The sequence below is a fragment of the Microbacterium sp. HA-8 genome (assembly GCF_046111165.1).
In the GTDB taxonomy this organism is placed as follows: domain Bacteria; phylum Actinomycetota; class Actinomycetes; order Actinomycetales; family Microbacteriaceae; genus Microbacterium.
In genome coordinates this window covers 1,042,132-1,059,872 of the sequence record NZ_CP162025.1, presented here as the reverse complement: position 1 = coordinate 1,059,872, position 17,741 = coordinate 1,042,132, and the positions used below count along the sequence as shown (strand labels likewise).

Below are 17,741 nucleotides of genomic sequence, written 5' to 3'. Positions count from 1 at the left end.
GCCTTGAGGGGCAGCATCCCCCGTTTCGAAGAAACTTCAATCCGATATCGGGGGCGATCCGAACAGCCTGTGAAGCCGCTCAGCGGCAAGGACAACCCCCGCACCGGGGGTGTGCCACAGCAGGGGCCTGCCGCCCCGGACACACAGGAGGAAACCATGTCACGTACGAAGCTGCGCCTCACCACCGGACTGTCGCTCGCCGTGGCGGCGACGTTCGCGCTCAGCGCCTGTTCGATGGGCGCCACGACCGCCACCGAGGACGAGACGACCGAGCCCGAAAGCACCCCCTCGATGTCGGAGGAGATGGAGATGGACCCGGCCGCCAACCTCGTCGGCGCGGGCTGCGCGGACTACGCGGCCGCCGTTCCCGACGGCGCCGGCTCGGTCGAGGGCATGGCCCAGGACCCCGTCGCGGTCGCCGCGTCGAACAACCCGCTGCTGACCACGCTCGTCTCCGCGGTCAGCGGACAGCTCAACCCCGAGGTCGACCTGGTCGACACGCTCAACGGCGACGAGTTCACCGTCTTCGCGCCCGTCGACGACGCGTTCGCGAAGATCGACCCCGCCACGATCGAGACCCTGCAGACCGACTCGGCCCTGCTGACCTCGATCCTCACCTACCACGTGGTGCCCGGCCAGGTCGCCCCTGACGAGATCCCCGGCACGCACACCACCGTGCAGGGTGCCGACCTCGAGGTCACCGGCAGCGGCGACGACCTGGTCGTCAACGGCGAGTCCGCCGTCATCTGCGGTGGCGTCCAGACCGCCAACGCCACGGTGTACCTGATCGACACGGTGCTGATGCCCCCGATGTGATCACCCTAGATCTCTGATCCGATCCGGGGGGCACGGATCAGAGGAACGGCCGCGGCCGTCGGCACCCGTTGCGAGGTGGTGCCGGCGGCCGCGTCGTCGTGCGGGTGCGGCCCGGCGCGGGGCGGGGCGGTCAGCCGAGCAGCGCCACGCCGAAGCCCGCGACGACGGTCCGCAGCTCGGCGAGGTAACGCCGAGCCTGCTCGGTGAGAGGGATCGCGGAGTGGCCGATCCAGCCGATCTCGATGCGCTCATCGACATCGAGCGGGATCGCGACGATCTCCGGGTCGAGGTCGTCGCTGATGATGCCCGTCGAGATCGTGTATCCGTCGAGGCCGATCATGAGGTTGAAGATGGTCGCACGGTCGGAGACCCGGATCTCCTGCGCACTCGAGAGGGTCGAGAGGATCTCCTCGGCGAAATAGAAAGAGTTGTTCGCCCCCTGATCGAAGGTGAGCCGCGGCAGTCCGGCGAGATCGTCGAGGGTGACGTGATCGCGGGAGGCGAGCGGGTTCTTCCGCGAGATGAAGATGTGCGGTTCGGCGCGGAAGAGCGGATGGAAGGCGAGTCCGGAGTCCCGGAGCAGCTTGTCGATGACGTTCTTGTTGAAGTCGTTGCGATAGAGGATGCCGAGCTCGCTGCGCAGCGTCCGGACGTCCTCGATGATGTCCCAGGTGCGCGTCTCGCGCAGCGAGAACTCGTACTCTGCCGCCTCGCTGCTCTTGACCATCCGCACGAACGCCTCGACGACGAACGAGTAGTGCTGCGCCGACACCCCGAGCAGGCGTCGAGACGGCGGCCGTCCGAGGTAGCGCTGCTCGAGCAGCGCGACCTGCTCGGTGACCTGCCTGGCATAGCCGAGGAACTCCGCGCCGTCCGCGGTCAGCGTCACCCCGCGCGCGGAGCGGAGCAGGAGGGCGCGGCCCACGCGGGCCTCGAGGTCCTTCATCGCCGCCGACATGGTCGGCTGCGAGACGTAGAGCAGATCGGCCGCGGCGCTGATCGAGCCCTCGGCGGCGACCTCGATGAAGTAGTGCAGCTGCTGCAGGGTGATGGATGCTGTCGCCCGAGCCATAGGTGAAGACTATAGGCATCGATAGTCAGGGCGAGTTACCCGATAGGCGTCGGATGCCTGCACGATGTGCGTAGCGACTTCCGCACGGCCGACCCCGGCCGATCACCGACCGGATTGGCCGACCATGGACAGCGAGTTCACGTTCAGCATCACCACCACCCGCTTCGACGAGGACTACTCCCCGTCGGAGAGTTCCCGGATCACGACGAACTTCGCGAACCTCGCCCGAGGTCAGCACCGCCGACAGAACCTGCGCAATGCCCTCGCGATGATCGATCAGCGCTTCAACGAGCTCGCGGCCGCCGACAACCCGACCCGGGACCGGTACACGGTCGAACTCGAGATCGTCTCCGTGGGAATGCAGTTCACGACGGAGGGCGCGGATCGGGAGTTCCCGCTGCTCGAGGTGCTCGACATCCAGATCGTCGATCGACGCACGGGGCGCCGCAGCCACGGGATCGTGGGCAACAACTTCTCGTCGTATCTGCGCGACTACGACTTCAGCGTGCGGCTGCCGGCGGTCAACGAGGGCGCGGCCGCGTTCACCGTTCCCGAGGACTTCGGCGATCTGCACGGCAAGCTGTTCCGGCACTTCCTCGACTCCGACGGCTATCGGGATCGATTCCCGCTGCCGCCCGTGATCTGCATCAGTGTCTCGACGAGCAGAACGTATCGGAGCACCGACTACCGGCATCCCGTTCTCGGCGTCGAGTATCGGCAGGACGATTACTCGCTGACCGACGAGTACTTCGCTCGGATGGGCCTGCAGGTCCGATACTTCATGCCTCCCGGCGGCGTCGCCCCGCTCGCGTTCTACTTTCGCGGCGACCTGGTGGCGGACTACACCGATCTGCAGCTCATCGGCACGATCAGCACGATGGAGACCTTTCAGAAGATCTATCGACCCGAGATCTACAACGCCCACTCGGCCGCGGGTGCGCTCTACCGCCCGAGCCTGGAGCAGCAGGACTACTCGCCCACGCAGATCGCCTACGACCGCGTCGAGCGCAGTCAACTCGCGGCGAAGCAGGGCACGTACACGGAGGAGCATTTTGTGAAACCGCACGGTCACGTCCTGGAGCGGTGGGCGGCCCGCGAACTCGCTCCCATCGGATGACGACCGGAGAACCGCCGATCGTGCACACACTTCTGCCCACCTCCACCGTCGGCAGCCTCCCGAAGCCGTCGTGGCTCGCGCAGCCTGAGACCCTGTGGTCACCCTGGAAGATGGAGGGCGACGCGCTGGTCGAGGGAAAGCAGGATGCACTGCGCATCGCCGTCCAGGAGCAGCGTCGCCGCGGCATCCACATCATCAGTGACGGCGAACAGACCCGCCAGCACTTCGTCACGACGTTCATCGAGCACCTGAGCGGCGTCGACTTCGAACGGCGCGAGACGGTGCGGATCCGAGATCGGTACGACGCGAGCGTGCCGACCGTCGTCGGCGCCGTGAGCCGCGAGAAGCCGGTGTTCGTCGACGACGCGAGATTCCTCCGCGAGCAGACCGATCAGCCCATCAAGTGGGCACTGCCCGGCCCGATGACGATGATCGACACGCTCGCCGACCGTCACTACCGCAGCCGCGAGAAGCTGGCGTGGGAGTTCGCGACGATCCTCAATCAGGAGGCGAGAGAACTCGAGGCGGCCGGGGTCGACATCATCCAGTTCGACGAGCCCGCCTTCAACGTCTTCTTCGACGAGGTCCGGGACTGGGGTGTGGCGGCGCTGGAGCGGGCGACCGAGGGCCTGCGCGCCCAGACGGCCGTGCACATCTGCTACGGCTACGGGATCGCGGCCAACACGCAGTGGAAGGCGACGCTCGGATCGGAGTGGCGGCAGTACGAGCAGACGTTCCCCCTTCTGCAGCGCTCCGCCATCGACATCGTCTCTCTGGAGTGCCAGCACTCCCACGTGCCGATGGAGCTCATCGAGCTCATCCGCGGCAAGAAGGTCATGCTCGGGGCGATCGACGTCGCGAGCGATGCGGTCGAGACGCCGGAGGAGGTCGCCGACACCCTCCGCCGCGCGCTCGCGTTCGTCGATGCCGCCAACCTGCTCCCCAGCACGAACTGCGGCATGGCGCCGCTTCCTCGGGATGTTGCACTCGGCAAACTGAGCGCGCTCAGCGCGGGCGCGGCCATCGTCCGCGACGAGCTCGCCGCCGCCTGACCGGGCGCGCTTCGCGGGTTTGGAGAAAGACGACGTGGCTATCGGTGACGGCGTGACCACGCCCCAGACAGAACGTGCTTGAGCGGTTCGGGCTTGCCGACCCTCGCGTCACGCTAACGGAGGAGATCCCCGGTTCGGAGGATGCTGGGGCGCGTTGTGATCCTCCGAAGTGGAGATCTCCTCCGTTAGCGGGGATCGCCGCCTGACTGGTGGGCCCCGTGGGGCTCGAACCCACGACCCGCGGATTAAAAGTCCGATGCTCTACCGACTGAGCTAGAGGCCCGTGACCTCCAGCCTACCGGCGATGGATGCCGCATCCCTTCGCCGCATCGCGCTACGCCGTCAGATCGATCACGCTCGCATCACCCGCGTGCTGCTGCACCGCCGCGACACCCTTCTTGGCCGCGGACTTCGAGGAGTAGGCCTCGGAGTGCGCGATCACCGCACCATCGGGAGCGGTCAGCCGGAAGCGGTACTTGCCGTTCGCATCCTCGAAGAGTTCGAACTTGCCGGGCATGATCCGCTCCATTTCGTGTCGTCGGCATCGACCCCCACTGTCGGGATTGTGTCGTGCCGCGCGCTCGGGCACAAGGGGCGGCCGAAGTTCACGCGGCCGACACACCCCTCTGCCACGATGGGGCGATGAAGCGCGATGTGGGAGCACTCATCAGCCTGTCCGTCCTCGAACCCGCCGAACTCGTGTTCTCCATCGCCGTCGCGGCGGGGGTGACCCCGGCAACCGAGAACCTCTCCTTCACCCTCGACGGCGCCCCCGTCGAGTACGAGGAGCTCACCGACGCGCACGGCACACGCCTGCAACGCCTCGCCGTCGGCGCCGGCTCCTTCGAGGCGAGCTACTCCGCGAGCGTCGTCGGCCGTGCGGTACCCGAAGAGCTCGATGCGACCGATCTGATCCGCTACCTGCGACCCAGCCGCTACTGCGAGTCCGACACCCTCGTACCCACGGCGGTCGCCGAGTTCTCGGGCGTCACCGGCGTCGAGCTGCTCGGCGCCGTCAGCTCCTGGGTGGGCACCCGTCTGGCGTACGTGAGCGGATCGAGCCTGCCCACCGACGGCGCGGTGCGCACGATGCTCGCACGCCAGGGCGTCTGCCGCGACTACGCCCACCTGTGCGTCGCTCTTCTGCGTGCGATGAACGTGCCCGCCCGCCTCGCCGCCGTCTACGCGCCGGGGCTGTACCCGATGGACTTCCACGCGGTCGCCGAGGCGTACGTGGACGACGACTGGCACGTCGTCGATGCGACCACCCTCGCCCCGCGGGGCACCATGCTGCGGATCTCGACGGGTCGCGACGCGTCCGACACGGCGTTCCTCACGACCCTTTCGGGGGCGATCGAGCTCGGCGCGATGACCGTGACCGCGGTCGCCGACGTGCTGCCCGACGACGATGTGACCAAGCTCGACCGGCTGGGCTGAGCCATCAGCATGTAAACCTGTTGACATCGTAGGTGTCAACAGGTTTACTGAACGCATGGCCGAACGCATCACCGTCACTCTGCACGAACTGGTCTCGGCCCTCGACACCTACGCCGACGCGGTGCTGCAGTCTCGCTACGGCGTGACCTACAACCAGTTCGAGTTCCTCGTCGCCGTCCATGAGCAGGCACCGACCGACATCACCGGGCTTGCGCACTGCCTCCGGGTGAGCAAGGCCGCCGTGAGCAAGCGCGTCCCGGGCCTCGTCGCCGAGGGGTGGATAACCACGGGCACCGACCCGAGCCACGCCCGCCGCGTCATGCTCGCGCTCACCCCGCGTGCCGAGCGCCTCGTCCACGACGCCGGCGGCGCACTCGACGCGGAGTTCACGGCGCTGTTCGCCGACCCGCGGCTCGACCCCCGCCGAACGGCCGGAGCGGTCGACGTACCCACCCTCAACACCCACCTCGCCGTCCTCACCGACCTCGTCCTCGAGAAGGGAACCCCCTCGTGAACCCCCGCATCCTCGTCCTGATCGGCACACCGCTGCCCGACACCCTCACGCACGCGCTCGCCGGCGCCTATGCGCGGTCCGCCGGAGCGAGCGGCGCCGAGGTGCGCGTGATCGATCTCGCCCACGACCCCGTGCCCGAGCATCCACGCACCCGCGACGAACTGCGCATGCCCCGCACCGACGCCGACGACCCGCTCGACCCGCAGGTCGCCTCCTACATCGAAGACGTGCGCTGGGCCGACCACATCGCAGTGTTCTACCCGCAGTGGTGGGGCACATACCCGGCAGCGATGAAGGCGTTCATCGACCGCGTGCTGCTGTCGGGCTTCGCGTTCCGGTACCGCCCGGCGGGCAAGCTGTGGGACCGCCTGCTGACCGGACGCACGGCGCGCATCGTCATGACGATGGACTCCCCCCGCGCCTGGAACGCGTTCGTGTACCGTGCGGCGGCCGAGACGAGCCTCACGCGGGCGATCCTCGGCTACTGCGGAATCCGCACGCGCGGCGTGACGCGCTTCGCAGAGGTGCGGCACCGCACCGACGACACGCGGCGCGGATGGGTCGACCAGGCCGCACGCCTGGGCGGACTCGACGGCGCGGCAGCGGTCTCCGCCGACCGCCGACACGCACGGCTCGGCTCATCCACCGGCCAGGGTGCGGGGGAGAACGCGGCAAGAACCCCCGTGACGACGCCCGAGAGGGCGTGACGCTCCCGGACCGTGCGCCGGGGTGCGCATACCCCCGCCGCGGTGGCACCCTGGAGACATGAGGGCCTGGATCGTGCGCTTCGCGTCGCTGTACATCTTCGATCTCGTCGTGCTGCTGCTCATCGGCTGGCTCACGCCGGGCGTGAGCGTGGGTTGGGCGGCGTTCTGGGCCGCCGTCATCCTCACCGCCGCGACGATCTGGCTCAAGCCCCTCATCCACCGTTGGTTCCGCGGCATGGCGGCGAAATCGCAGAACCGGCGCACCAAGATCGGCGAGAAGCTCGTGCAGTACGGGCTCGTCTTCGTCGTCGCCCTGATCGTCTGGGTGCTCGTCGTCGTCCTGACCCGGGTGAACGTGAGCGGCTGGTTCTGGGGCTACGTCCTGCCTCCGGTCGCCCTCCTCATCGCGTGGGCGATCTACGACCTCATCGACGACCGTATCGAGGCACGGGCAGGCGCCCTGTACGACTCCGCAACCGCTCGCGTCCGGGGCGGGCGGAGCACCGTGGATGCTGTGGCCCAGGCACCCGATTCGCCGGCAGCATCCGCGGGTCGTCGTGAACTGAAGGACGGCCTGACCGACGAACAGCGCCGCATGCTCGACGAGCTCTGAACCTCGACGAGCTCTGAACGGCGCCGCTGCCCGCCGGCCCGGTAACAATCCGTCGCGCGCGCGTCCCGCCGAGGCGGCGAGCGGGGAGAATGGGATCTCGCGCACCGTCGAGCGCTCTCGCGATCACCGCAGCCGCCGCCCCGCACCCCTCGCCTTGGAGTCCCTCATGCCCCGCACCCGCCTCGCCACCCTCGCCGCGGGCGCCGCCCTCGCAGCCCTCGCTCTCGCCGGCTGCGCCTCGGACGCCGGATCGGGCGACGGGGAGGACGCCGGCTACGTCACCCCCGGCACGCTCACGATCGCGACCGGCGACATCGCCTACTACCCCTATGTGATCGACGACGACCCGACCTCGGGTGAGGGGTTCGAAGCCGCCGTCGCGTACGCGATCGCCGACGAGCTGGGCTTCGCCGCCGACGAGGTCGAGTGGGTGCGCACGAGCTTCGAGGCGGCGATCGCGCCGGGTCCGAAGAACTTCGACTTCAACATCCAGCAGTACACGATCACCGAGGAGCGGGCGCAGGCCGTCGACTTCTCATCGCCTTACTACGCGGCGAGCCAGGCCATCGTCGCCGTCGAGGGCGGACCCGCCGACGGCGTCGACTCGATCGACGGGCTGAAAGACATCGTGATCGGCGCGATGGCGGGGTCCACGAGCGCCCAGACGCTCGAAGAGGTCGTGCAGCCGACCACCGCCCCGCAGCTGTTCGGCTCCAACGAAGACGTCGTCGCCGCCCTCAACGCGGGCCAGATCGACGCATTCGTGATCGACCTGCCCACCGCGTACCTCGCGACCGCGATGTACATCGAGGACTCCTTCATCGTCGGCGAGCTGCCGGCGGGCGGCATCCCCGACGAGTGGGGCGTGGTGCTGTCGAAGGACTCGCCCCTCACCGACGACGTCACCGCAGCGATCGACGAGCTGCGCGAGAGAGGCACCCTCGCCGAGATCACCGACGAATGGCTGGGCGCCGGCCAGGGCGTGACGCTGCTGCAGTGACCCGGCGCGGCGCCGATCACCGCCGGCCCGGTAGCGTCGAGCCGTGAGCGATCACTCCCCCAGCGAGCTCGAGCTCGACCGGCGCGCGTACCGCGCACGCCAGTCGCAGCGCTCGGTGCTGGTCGCGATCGCGTCATCGCTCGCCTTCGCGCTGATCGTCTGGGTCACCGTGATCAACACCCCCGGCTGGGCGGGGGTACAGCAGGCGTTCTTCGACCCCGCCATCGCGTGGGATGCGCTTCCCGCGGTGTGGGCCGGGTTCCTGCTCAATCTGCAGGTTCTCGGGCTGTCGGTCGTGACGGTCGGTGTGGTCGCGCTGGCGATCGCGCTGCTGCGCACGCTGCAGGGGCCCGTCTTCGTTCCCCTGCGGGCCCTCGCCGCCGCCTACACCGACATCTTCCGGGGCCTGCCGTTCATCATCGTGCTCTACCTCGTCGGCTTCGGCCTGCCGACCCTGTCGGGTGAGCGCATCCCCGTGATCGTGCTCGGCACGATCGCCGTGACCCTCACCTACTCGGCGTACGTCGCCGAGGTGATCCGCGCGGGCATCGAGTCGGTGCATCCCTCCCAGCGCCTCGCCGCCCGGGCTCTCGGTCTCGGATACGCCCAGACGCTGCGGCGCGTGGTGCTGCCGCAGGCGTTCCGCCGCATCACGCCTCCGCTCATGAACGACTTCGTCGCCATGCAGAAGGATGTCGGACTCATCTCGATCCTGGGGGCCACCGACGCCGTGCTCGCGGCGCGCATCGAGTCGTCGCAGACCTACAACTTCACCCCGTACGTCGTCGCCGGCATCCTGTTCATCCTGCTCGCGATCCCGACGATCCGCCTGACGGACTGGTACGCGGCGAGGCTGCGTCGCCGCGAGCAGTCGGGAGCGCTGCTGTGACCGTGCTGCTGCGGGCCTTCGATCTGCACAAGTCCTTCGGCGAGCGCCCCGTGCTGCGCGGCGTCTCGCTCGACCTCGCCGCCCACGAGGTCGTCGCGGTCATCGGTGCGAGCGGATCGGGCAAGTCGACGCTGCTGCGCTGCCTCGATCTGCTCGAGCCGATCGACGACGGCCAGATCCTGCTCGGCGACACCGACATCTCCGACCCGCGCATCGACGCGAACCGGGTGCGCGCGCGCCTGGGCATCGTCTTCCAGGCGTACAACCTCTTTCCGCACCTCTCGGCGCTCGACAACGTCACCCTCGCCTCGCGAGTGGTGCGGCGGGAGAGGCGACGGGATGCCGAGTCCCGCGGCCTTGCGATCCTCGAACGGGTCGGACTCGCCGACAAGGCGCGCGAACACCCCGACCGGCTCTCGGGCGGCCAGCAGCAGCGCGTGGCGATCGCGCGGGCGATCGCGACCGACCCCGAGGTGCTGCTGCTGGACGAGGTCACCTCCGCCCTCGACCCGGAGCTCGTGGGCGAGGTGCTGGAGCTTGTGCGCTCACTCGCCGAGGACGGCACCACGATCCTGATGGCGACGCACGAGATGGCGTTCGCGCGCGACGTCGCCCACCGTGTGCTGTTCCTCGATCAGGGCCGCGTGCTCGAGGAGGGCACCCCCGCCGAGGTCTTCGGCGCACCGCGCGAGGCGCGCACGCGGGCGTTCCTGGCCCGCTTCACCGCCTGAGCCGCGGCTCGCGCGGAAGTGGGGTCGAGAACAGGAGCATCGGGCCCGAATCGTCCTGTTCTCGCCGCGTCGCCTGTTCTCGCGACTCAGCCGGCGAGGCGCTCGGCGGATTCGACGACGTTCGCCACGAGCAGCGCGCGGGTCATCGGCCCCACCCCGCCGGGGTTGGGCGAGAGCCACCCCGCGACCTCGGCGACGGCCGGATCGATGTCGCCCGAGAGCTTCGCCTTGCCCGATGCGGTCGTGCCGGTGCGCGTCACCCCGACGTCGAGCACGGCGGCGCCGGGCTTGATCCAATCGGCCTTGACCAGGTGCGGAACGCCCACCGCGGCGACGACGACGTCGGCGCGGCGGACGTGCTCGGCGAGGTCGGGTGTGCGCGAGTGCGTCAGGGTCACTGTCGCGTCGGTGCCGCGTCGGGTGAGCAGCAGTCCCAGGGGGCGGCCGACGGTGATACCGCGCCCGATGACGACCACGTGCTTTCCGGCCAAGCCCACGCCGTGGCGCTCGAGCAGCTCGATGACGCCGCGCGGCGTGCAGGGCAGGGGCCCGGCGACGGCCGTCGCGGGGTCGACGCCGAGCACGAGGCGACCGAGATTCGTCGGGTGCAGGCCGTCGGCATCCTTCGCCGGGTCGATCATCTCGATGATCGTGTTCTCATCGATGCCGGCCGGAAGCGGCAGCTGCGTGATGAAGCCCGTGACGGCCGGGTCGTCGTTGAGCGCGCGCACCGCGTCGGCGATCTCCTCGAAGCTCGCCGACGCCGGAAGCTCGACCTGGATCGAGGCCACGCCGACCTCGGCACAGTCGCGATGCTTGCCCGTCACGTACGACCGCGATCCCGGGTCATCGCCCACGAGGAGCGTGCCCAGACCCGGGACGATGCCCCGCTCGGCCAGCGCCGCCACGCGCGTGCGCAGCTCCTCCTTGATGGCCGCGGCCGTAGCCGTTCCGTCGAGCTTGTTCGCCGTCATCCGAATCTCCCGTCTCGAGGTACACGACGCATCGTCGCGTCGCGGCATCGCAGAATACCTATGTCCATAGTGATCCGCCGACACCGATCTTAGGTGCGGCGGACGCGCCCCACCAGCCCCGACTACTGCTCGAGGCCGGGGTACAGCGGGAACGCGGCCGTCAGAGCGGCCACCCGCGCGCGCAGCGCCTGCACGTCGGAGCCCGGCAACAGCGCGAGCGCGATGATGTCGGCCACCTCGGCGAACTCGGCCTCGCCGAAGCCGCGCGTCGCGAGCGCGGGCGTGCCGATGCGCAGACCCGACGTGACCATCGGGGGGCGCGGGTCGTTCGGCACCGAGTTGCGGTTGACGGTGATGTGGATCTCGTGCAGCAGATCTTCGGCCTGCTTGCCGTCGATCGCCGCGTCGCGCAGGTCGACGAGCACGAGGTGCACATCGGTACCGCCCGAGCGCAGGGTGATGCCGGCATCCGCGACATCCTGCTGCGTCAGCCGCTCGGCGAGGATCGCGGCGCCCCGCACCGTACGGGCCTGGCGGTCTTTGAACGCGTCGGAGGCGGCGATCTTGAACGCCGTCGCCTTCGCCGCGATCACGTGCATCAGCGGGCCGCCCTGCTGGCCCGGGAAGACCGCCGTGTTGATCTTCTTGGCCAGGTCGGCGTCGTCGGTCAGGATGAAGCCCGACCGCGGGCCGCCGATGGTCTTGTGCACCGTGGAGGAGACGACGTGCGCATGCGGCACGGGCGAGGGGTGGAGGCCTGCGGCGACGAGCCCGGCGAAGTGCGCCATGTCGACCCAGAGGTAGGCGCCCACCTCGTCGGCGATGGCGCGGAAGGCGGCGAAGTCGAGCCGGCGGGGGTAGGCCGACCAACCCGCGATGATCACCTTCGGCTTGTGCTCGAGCGCGAGGCGGCGCACCTCGGCCATGTCGACGAGCGAGGTCTCGGGGTCGACGCCGTACGCGACGATGTCGTACAGGCGGCCCGAGAAGTTGATCTTCATGCCGTGCGTGAGGTGCCCGCCGTGATCGAGCGAAAGACCCAGCAGCGTGTCGCCGGGACGCGCGATCGCGTGGAGCACCGCAGCGTTGGCCGTCGCTCCCGAGTGCGGCTGCACGTTGGCGAACTGCGCGCCGAACAGGCTCTTGGCCCGTTCGATGGCGAGCTCTTCGGCCACGTCCACCTCTTCGCAGCCGCCGTAGTAGCGGCGGCCGGGGTAGCCCTCGGCGTACTTGTTGGTGAGCACCGAGCCCTGCGACTGCAGCACCGAGACCGGCACGAAGTTCTCGGACGCGATCATCTCGAGGTACCCGCGCTGGCGGTCGAGTTCGCGCTGGAGCACCTGCGCGATCTCGGGATCGACCTCGGAGAGGGGGGCGGAGAAGAGCGGATCGGTCATAGCGGCCTCCTGGACGACGGCTTGCAGCAGGGTTCTACATCGACCCAGGCGTACGGTCGAATGCCGTTGTCAGCCGCTCCCCGGTGGTGACCCACCCAAACGCCAGTCGCGACGGGTCGAGCATACCGGATGGCGGCGACACGAAGCCCTGGTGGATGCTGTCGCCAGTTTGTTAGGGTTCCTTACATGATCCCGTACCCGGCTCGACTCGACGACGTGCCGGGAGGGCTGGCCGTGCGCCTCGCGCCCGGGTTCGTCATCGATGCCCTGGCGACGTTCGACACCGCATGGCTGCGCGCGGCGATCGGCGCACGCGCGGGATGGGACGACGGCATCCACTCGGTCGCCCACGACGCGGCGACCGTGAGCCTGCGCCTGGCGGAAGAGGCGAGCGAGCATCCCGAGGGATACCGCCTCCGCGCGGACGGGGATCGGATCGACATCGCCGCTCCGACCGAGGCCGGGCTCTTCTACGGCGCGCAGACGCTCGTGCAGCTGCTGCGCCCCGCGCCCGGTGACGGATGGCGGGTGCCGGCGATCGATATCGAGGACGCGCCGCGGTTCGCGCACCGCGGCCTGATGCTGGATGTCGCGCGGCACTTCTTCGGCGTCGAGACCGTCTGTGCGCTGATTGACCGGGCCGCAGCGCTCAAGCTCAACACGCTGCACCTGCATCTGACGGACGACCAGGGGTGGCGGCTCCACATCGATGCCTGGCCGCGCCTGACGGAGGTCGCGGCATCGGGCTCGGCGAACGGCGACCCCGGCGGGTTCTTCACCCGCGAGGACTACCGCGGGATCGTCGCGCACGCCGCCGCCCGGCACATGACCGTGGTGCCCGAGATCGACATGCCGGGGCACACGCACGCCGTCGGCGTCGCCTACCCCCACCTCGCCGCCGCGCCAGTGCTCACCGACGACCTGCGCGCGCAGGCCACGGAGCTCGACCAGGAACTGCCGGCGGCCGGCGAGCCGTACGCGGGGTGGGCGGTCGGGTTCTCGTCGCTGCGCATCGGCGACCCACGGGTCGAGGGCTTCGTGAGGGATGTCGTCGCGGAGGTCGCCGCGCTCACGCCCGGCCCGTACGTGCACATCGGCGGCGACGAGGCGCACGGCACGGACCCGTCGGACTACGCGGCCTTCGTGCGCCACGCGGCCGAGGCGGTCGCGGCGGCCGGCAAGACGCCGATCGCCTGGCACGAGGCGGGCCTTGTCGGGGGCCTGCCGGCCGGGACGGTCGGGCAGTACTGGGGTCTGCGCTCCCCCGTCGACGGCCAGGACGACGCGGCGCGCGCCTTCGACGGCGGCGTGATCCTCTCGCCGGCCGACGCGGTCTACCTCGACATGAAGTACGACGGCGGCACCCGGCTGGGGCTGACGTGGGCCGATGGCCCCACGAGCGTCGAGCGCGCCTACGACTGGGATCCGGCGACGGTGATCGACGGCCTCGACGAGGCCCGTGTGCGGGGCGTCGAGGCGGCGCTGTGGACCGAGACGATCGCCACCCCCGCCGATATCGACGAGATGGTCTTCCCGCGCATCGCCACCGCCGCGGAGATCGCGTGGTCCCCCTCGTCGGCCCTCGCCGCGGAGCGGACGTGGGAGTCGTTCCGCGTGCGCGTGGCCGCCCTCGAGCCGCTGTGGCACGCGCTCGGCATCGGGTTCTTCGCCTCGCCCGAGATCGCGCGGGTGACGAGATGAGCACGCTCATCCACTCGGTGCGGCTGATGACAGCATCCACCGCGGGAGAGATGACCGACACGGACGACGCGTGGGTGCTGTTCGAGCGCGGCCGCGTCGCCGCGCTCGGCACGGGCGACGAGTGGCGTGCGCGCGTTGCGGCGCGGGTGATCGACGGGCGGGTGGATGCCGGGCCCGGCGCTCTGCTCACCCCGGGCATGATCGATCTGCACGGGCACGGGGCGGCGGGGGTCTCGTACGACGATCCCGATGCCGATGCGGTGCTGCGCGCGGTTGCCGCCCACGCACGGCACGGCACGACCCGCGCGATCCTCTCTCTCGCCACGGCCGAGGCTGCCGCGATGCAGGCCGCGGCAGCGCGCATCGCCGATCTCGTCGGTGATGAGACCGGCGTGCTCGGGTCGCACCTCGAGGGACCCTTTCTCGACGCGGCCCACCGCGGCGCGCACGCGGGCGACCTGCTGCGCCCACCCCTCCCCGATGCCGTCGCCGCGCTGCTGCGCGCCGGCCGGGGAACCGTCCGGCAGATCACTCTGGCACCCGAGCTGCCGGGCGGATTCGACGCCGTCAGGGCTGTGGTCGACGCGGGCGCGATCGCCGCGGTCGGACACACCGGCGCATCGGCCGAGATCGCGGCGCGGGCCTTCGATGCGGGGGCGCGCATACTCACCCACGCCTTCAACGCGATGCCGGGCCTGCACCACCGCGCGCCGGGCCCCGTCGCGGCGGCCGCCGCCGACGATCGCGTCACGCTCGAGGCGATCGCCGACGGCGTGCACCTCGACCCCGTCGTGCTCACGCTGCTCACGCGCATGGCACCGGGGCGCGTCGCGCTCGTGACCGACGCGATGGCGGCGACGTGCGCGGGCGACGGCGACTACCGCCTCGGCGTCCTCGACGTCTCGGTGGAGGGCGGCATCGCGCACGTCCGCGGCACCACGACGATCGCCGGCTCCACGCTCACGCAGGACCGCGCCGTGCGGGTCGCGGTCGCCGCGGGCGTGCCCCTTCCCGACGCGGTGCACGCGGCCACGGCGGCTCCCGCCCGCCTGCTGGGCCGGGGCGACCTCGGGATGCTGCAGCCCGCCGCGGCGGCCGACGCGGTGCTCTGGAGCGCCGATCTCGCGGTGCGGGGCGTATGGCGGGCGGGCACGCGGCTGAGCTGACCGCGGCGCCCGGGGCGCAGCATCCCGTTTCTCGGCGTTGGGGCGTCAGCGCGACGTTGGGGCGTCAGGGCGACGGTGGGGCTGGGGCGTCAGGGCGACGTTGGGGCGTGCTGCTCCGCGCCCCAACGTGATTCCGACGCCCCAACGTCCGGGGGGAGGCGCGGCAGCGCGCGCCGGACGGGCGCCCGGGGCGGCACGAACCCCGTGCGGGCGGAAGCCTCATACAACTCTCATGTGCCTGGGTCGGGCACGACGCGCCGAGTGCGGCACAATGGGGAGACGTCCGTGTGTTCGGCGCCGCGCGGGCGGCATTGGGGAATGTGATCCGCGGATCACCGGCGTCTGGGGAGCATGATGGGGACTTTTCTGCCTGTCGCCGACGCGGATGACGTCGGCGCAGCTGCCGATGTCGAACTGATCCAGCGCGTGCACCGGCGCGATCCCGCCGCCTCCGCGGAGCTCTGGCGTCGCCACTACCGCCACGCGCTCGCAGCGACCGAGGCGATCGGCGACACGGAGGATCCGGCGCTCGTCGCCGACGCGTTCCGCCGCGTCGAGGAGGGCATCGTGCGCGGGGAGCGGCCTCGCGGAGCCTTCCGCGCCCATCTGCTCGCGAAGGTGCGCGCCATCGCCGTCGCGGCGGGTTCGGCCTCGGGCGCCCGCGCCCGGGTGGCCCCGCGGGACCGGTCCGCGGCCGATGCGTACGGCGAGCTCTTCTCCGACCAGCAGGAGCTGCTCTGGTACTCCGAGATCGAGGGGATGACCCCCGACGCGATCACGCCGCTCGTGCACGCCGCGCCCACGGCCGTCACCAAACTCAGCGCGGGTGCCCGCCGCGAACTGCGTCGCATCTGGCTGAAGGCGCGCCCCGCCGAGCCCGAGATCGCGGCGGAGTGCGCGTGGACGCGCACCCAGCTGCCGGCCCTCGCCGAGGCGTCGCTGAACACCGCCGACGCCGAGCGCGCACAGGAGCATCTCGCCGAGTGCCGCGCGTGCGCCGCCCTGGCGACCGAGGTCGATCGCCTGCCCTCGCGGCTCGCCGCCGGCGTGCTGCCGGGCGTGCTCGGTGCAGCCGGCGCCGCCGCCTACCGCACGACCGTTCTCGACACCGGTGTGCGAACCGCCGACATCCCGCCCGTGCCTGGCGCGGCGGCCGCGCTCGCGCCTGGCGCGACGGCGGCAGCGGCGGCAGCCGGTTCGGCCGTCATCGCCTCCGCGACCGTGACCTCCCCCGCGCCGGGCGACGTCTTCGATGCGGGCACACCCGCCGAGGTCGCCGCACGCGCTCTCGCCGCTCCGGCCGCGCTGACACCCGCGGGGCGCGCGGCGGGGCGCGCCGCCTCGACCCGCCGACCGCGTGCGGGCCGCCGCGCGTTCTCCGGCGTCGCCATCACCGCGGTGCTCGTGACCGGGGCTGTCGTCGCCACCGGCGCCGTCGCCGTTTCGGTGCTGCCGACGCTCGGCACGCAGGATACGACCCGGACCATCGACGCCGACACGCGGCTCACCGCGTCCGAGACGACGCCCACGCCACGCCCCACCCGGTCGGCCACCACCGCGCCGAGCACGACAGAGGACCCGCCCGCCCCTCTGCTGCCCGAGGCGGCACCACCGGCCTCCGGTGGCACCGATCGGGTGGGTACAGCGCCGCGCACGATCCCCCGCACACCGTCCGCGCCATTCGCGCTGCGCGATGTCTTCCAGTCGCCGGCGCCCAGCCCGTCCGCACCCACGCCGGCCCCGGTCCGCCCGACGACACCGACGACACCGACCGCGCCCACCGCGCCCAGCACACCGACGACACCCACCGGCCCCACGCCCCCGACGACGCCGGATCCCGTGCGACCCACGCCCACTCCTGATCCCGTGCAGCCGACGACCCCGCCGACCGATCCCGAACCGACGACCCCACCCGTCACCACGCCGCCGACGAACCCGCCCACCACTCCCCCGGTAGAGCCGGAGCCCGAACCGGAGCCCGAGCCCCAGCCCGACCCCGAACCCGCACCGCAGCCCGAGCCGACAACGCCGATCGCCGACCTCCTCGATCAGCTCTTCACTCCCCCACCGGCCGCCCCCTGAGCATCCCCGGCCGCGAACGGCCACCAGCCACGCCGCACCGCCCCCGCGCACACCGCTCGTAGAATCGAACGATGAGCAACACCCCCCACGTCGGACCCTCCACGCCCGAGCAGCCCCGCCCCGCGGGCGTCGTGGCACGACCGGGCGCGCTCGACATCGTCCGCCTGCTCACCGAGATCGTCGCCGTCGGAACCCTCGTGCTGTGGGGTTTCGTCTCGTTCCCCGTGCCGTGGAACATCGTCGCCGGACTCGGCGCACCCGCGTTCGCAATCCTGCTGTGGGCGCTGTTCGTCTCCCCCCGCGCGGTCGTGGCCGTGCATCCGTTCGTCGCGGCCGTCGTCGAGCTGCTCATCTTCGTGTCGGTGACGCTCGCCTGGTGGAGCATGGGGCAGCCGTGGGTCGGCGTCGCGTTCGGCCTCGTCGCCGTGGTGACGGGGATGCTCGTCGGCAGACGCCGGTTCGCGTGAGCGCCG

Annotated in this window: 18 protein-coding genes, 1 tRNA gene and 1 riboswitch; of the genes, 14 read left to right on the top strand and 5 right to left on the bottom strand. The window is 70.9% G+C overall.

What is annotated here, in order from left to right:
• Nucleotides 1-156: 156 nt before the first annotated feature.
• Entirely contained in the window at nt 157-816 is a 660-nt protein-coding gene (locus tag AB2L57_RS05035) for a fasciclin domain-containing protein (protein WP_292814330.1), read from the top strand.
• Nucleotides 817-946: 130 nt separating this feature from the next.
• Here AB2L57_RS05035 and AB2L57_RS05030 read toward each other — a convergent pair whose 3' ends face one another.
• Nucleotides 947-1,888: a LysR family transcriptional regulator gene (locus AB2L57_RS05030; protein WP_292814333.1), complete on the bottom strand. Its 942-nt coding sequence runs from the start codon at nt 1,886-1,888 to the stop codon at nt 947-949.
• 124 nt (nt 1,889-2,012) lie between these two features.
• Here AB2L57_RS05030 and AB2L57_RS05025 point away from each other — a divergent pair, with 124 nt between their 5' ends.
• A complete protein-coding gene (locus AB2L57_RS05025) occupies nt 2,013-3,005 on the top strand; it encodes a putative oxygenase MesX (RefSeq protein ID WP_409048229.1) in 993 nt (330 codons plus the stop codon).
• A 20-nt stretch (nt 3,006-3,025) separates the two neighbouring features.
• The gene (locus tag AB2L57_RS05020; protein WP_292814338.1) at nt 3,026-4,057 is read left to right on the top strand and encodes a methionine synthase; all 1,032 of its coding nucleotides are present in this window, start codon (nt 3,026-3,028) and stop codon (nt 4,055-4,057) included.
• A 207-nt stretch (nt 4,058-4,264) separates the two neighbouring features.
• Here the strand turns inward: AB2L57_RS05020 and AB2L57_RS05015 are convergent.
• Nucleotides 4,265-4,340 (bottom strand) — tRNA-Lys (locus AB2L57_RS05015).
• A gap of 51 nt (nt 4,341-4,391) precedes the next feature.
• The gene (locus AB2L57_RS05010; RefSeq protein ID WP_292810686.1) at nt 4,392-4,574 is read right to left on the bottom strand and encodes a YegP family protein; all 183 of its coding nucleotides are present in this window, start codon (nt 4,572-4,574) and stop codon (nt 4,392-4,394) included.
• Nucleotides 4,575-4,699: 125 nt separating this feature from the next.
• Here AB2L57_RS05010 and AB2L57_RS05005 point away from each other — a divergent pair, with 125 nt between their 5' ends.
• The 7 genes from AB2L57_RS05005 to AB2L57_RS04975 all read left to right on the top strand — a co-directional run bounded on the left by AB2L57_RS05005 (nt 4,700) and on the right by AB2L57_RS04975 (nt 9,948).
• On the top strand, nt 4,700-5,494 hold the full coding sequence (locus AB2L57_RS05005; protein WP_292810684.1) for a transglutaminase family protein: 795 nt from the start codon (nt 4,700-4,702) through the stop codon (nt 5,492-5,494).
• Between the two features lie 55 nt (nt 5,495-5,549).
• Nucleotides 5,550-6,008, top strand: coding sequence for a MarR family winged helix-turn-helix transcriptional regulator (locus tag AB2L57_RS05000; protein ID WP_292810682.1), 459 nt, complete (start codon nt 5,550-5,552; stop codon nt 6,006-6,008).
• Entirely contained in the window at nt 6,005-6,715 is a 711-nt protein-coding gene (locus AB2L57_RS04995) for an NAD(P)H-dependent oxidoreductase (protein WP_409048228.1), read from the top strand. The genes AB2L57_RS05000 and AB2L57_RS04995 overlap by 4 nt, the downstream gene beginning before the upstream one ends.
• 58 nt (nt 6,716-6,773) lie before the next feature.
• A complete protein-coding gene (locus AB2L57_RS04990) occupies nt 6,774-7,328 on the top strand; it encodes a hypothetical protein (protein ID WP_409048227.1) in 555 nt (184 codons plus the stop codon).
• Between the two features lie 166 nt (nt 7,329-7,494).
• Nucleotides 7,495-8,328, top strand: coding sequence for an ABC transporter substrate-binding protein (locus AB2L57_RS04985; RefSeq protein WP_292810675.1), 834 nt, complete (start codon nt 7,495-7,497; stop codon nt 8,326-8,328).
• A 43-nt stretch (nt 8,329-8,371) separates the two neighbouring features.
• On the top strand, nt 8,372-9,217 hold the full coding sequence (locus AB2L57_RS04980) for an amino acid ABC transporter permease (RefSeq protein WP_292810673.1): 846 nt from the start codon (nt 8,372-8,374) through the stop codon (nt 9,215-9,217).
• A complete protein-coding gene (locus AB2L57_RS04975; protein WP_292810671.1) occupies nt 9,214-9,948 on the top strand; it encodes an amino acid ABC transporter ATP-binding protein in 735 nt (244 codons plus the stop codon). Before AB2L57_RS04980 ends, AB2L57_RS04975 begins: the two co-directional genes overlap by 4 nt.
• An 86-nt stretch (nt 9,949-10,034) precedes the next feature.
• On the opposite strand, the gene AB2L57_RS04970 is transcribed toward AB2L57_RS04975, so the two are convergent.
• Together AB2L57_RS04970 and glyA are read right to left on the bottom strand one after the other, a co-directional pair.
• Nucleotides 10,035-10,922 (bottom strand): bifunctional methylenetetrahydrofolate dehydrogenase/methenyltetrahydrofolate cyclohydrolase, encoded by an 888-nt coding sequence (locus tag AB2L57_RS04970; RefSeq protein ID WP_409048226.1) that lies wholly within the window; start codon nt 10,920-10,922, stop codon nt 10,035-10,037.
• A gap of 122 nt (nt 10,923-11,044) precedes the next feature.
• Nucleotides 11,045-12,319 carry a serine hydroxymethyltransferase gene (glyA, locus tag AB2L57_RS04965; protein WP_409048225.1) on the bottom strand — a complete coding sequence of 425 codons (1,275 nt, stop codon included), beginning with the start codon at nt 12,317-12,319 and terminating at the stop codon, nt 11,045-11,047.
• Between the two features lie 35 nt (nt 12,320-12,354).
• A riboswitch (ZMP/ZTP riboswitch) is annotated at nt 12,355-12,439 on the bottom strand.
• A gap of 66 nt (nt 12,440-12,505) precedes the next feature.
• On the opposite strand from glyA, the gene AB2L57_RS04960 reads away from it, so the two are divergent.
• From AB2L57_RS04960 to AB2L57_RS04945, 4 genes are all read left to right on the top strand, one after another.
• Complete coding sequence (locus AB2L57_RS04960; RefSeq protein WP_409048224.1) at nt 12,506-14,020, top strand: beta-N-acetylhexosaminidase; 1,515 nt, start codon at nt 12,506-12,508, stop codon at nt 14,018-14,020.
• Entirely contained in the window at nt 14,017-15,186 is a 1,170-nt protein-coding gene (locus AB2L57_RS04955; RefSeq protein ID WP_292810666.1) for an N-acetylglucosamine-6-phosphate deacetylase, read from the top strand. The genes AB2L57_RS04960 and AB2L57_RS04955 overlap by 4 nt, the downstream gene beginning before the upstream one ends.
• Nucleotides 15,187-15,537: 351 nt before the next feature.
• Nucleotides 15,538-17,268: a zf-HC2 domain-containing protein gene (locus AB2L57_RS04950; RefSeq protein ID WP_409048223.1), complete on the top strand. Its 1,731-nt coding sequence runs from the start codon at nt 15,538-15,540 to the stop codon at nt 17,266-17,268.
• Nucleotides 17,269-17,339: 71 nt separating this feature from the next.
• Nucleotides 17,340-17,735, top strand: a complete 396-nt coding sequence (locus AB2L57_RS04945) for a YrdB family protein (RefSeq protein WP_409048222.1) — start codon at nt 17,340-17,342, stop codon at nt 17,733-17,735.
• Nucleotides 17,736-17,741 lie beyond the last annotated feature (6 nt).

What these genes read in the sequence shown, in the direction of transcription:
- glyA (WP_409048225.1), bottom strand. Translation starts at nt 12,319, where the DNA reads ATGACCGATCCGCTCTTCTCCGCCCCCCTCTCCGAGGTCGATCCCGAG.
- AB2L57_RS04960 (WP_409048224.1), top strand. Translation starts at nt 12,506, where the DNA reads ATGATCCCGTACCCGGCTCGACTCGACGACGTGCCGGGAGGGCTGGCC.
- AB2L57_RS05005 (WP_292810684.1), top strand. Translation starts at nt 4,700, where the DNA reads ATGAAGCGCGATGTGGGAGCACTCATCAGCCTGTCCGTCCTCGAACCC.
- AB2L57_RS05025 (WP_409048229.1), top strand. Translation starts at nt 2,013, where the DNA reads ATGGACAGCGAGTTCACGTTCAGCATCACCACCACCCGCTTCGACGAG.
- AB2L57_RS04985 (WP_292810675.1), top strand. Translation starts at nt 7,495, where the DNA reads ATGCCCCGCACCCGCCTCGCCACCCTCGCCGCGGGCGCCGCCCTCGCA.
- AB2L57_RS05035 (WP_292814330.1), top strand. Translation starts at nt 157, where the DNA reads ATGTCACGTACGAAGCTGCGCCTCACCACCGGACTGTCGCTCGCCGTG.
- AB2L57_RS04970 (WP_409048226.1), bottom strand. Translation starts at nt 10,922, where the DNA reads ATGACGGCGAACAAGCTCGACGGAACGGCTACGGCCGCGGCCATCAAG.
- AB2L57_RS04955 (WP_292810666.1), top strand. Translation starts at nt 14,017, where the DNA reads ATGAGCACGCTCATCCACTCGGTGCGGCTGATGACAGCATCCACCGCG.
- AB2L57_RS05000 (WP_292810682.1), top strand. Translation starts at nt 5,550, where the DNA reads ATGGCCGAACGCATCACCGTCACTCTGCACGAACTGGTCTCGGCCCTC.
- AB2L57_RS04945 (WP_409048222.1), top strand. Translation starts at nt 17,340, where the DNA reads ATGAGCAACACCCCCCACGTCGGACCCTCCACGCCCGAGCAGCCCCGC.
- AB2L57_RS05030 (WP_292814333.1), bottom strand. Translation starts at nt 1,888, where the DNA reads ATGGCTCGGGCGACAGCATCCATCACCCTGCAGCAGCTGCACTACTTC.
- AB2L57_RS04990 (WP_409048227.1), top strand. Translation starts at nt 6,774, where the DNA reads ATGAGGGCCTGGATCGTGCGCTTCGCGTCGCTGTACATCTTCGATCTC.
- AB2L57_RS04950 (WP_409048223.1), top strand. Translation starts at nt 15,538, where the DNA reads ATGATGGGGACTTTTCTGCCTGTCGCCGACGCGGATGACGTCGGCGCA.
- AB2L57_RS05010 (WP_292810686.1), bottom strand. Translation starts at nt 4,574, where the DNA reads ATGCCCGGCAAGTTCGAACTCTTCGAGGATGCGAACGGCAAGTACCGC.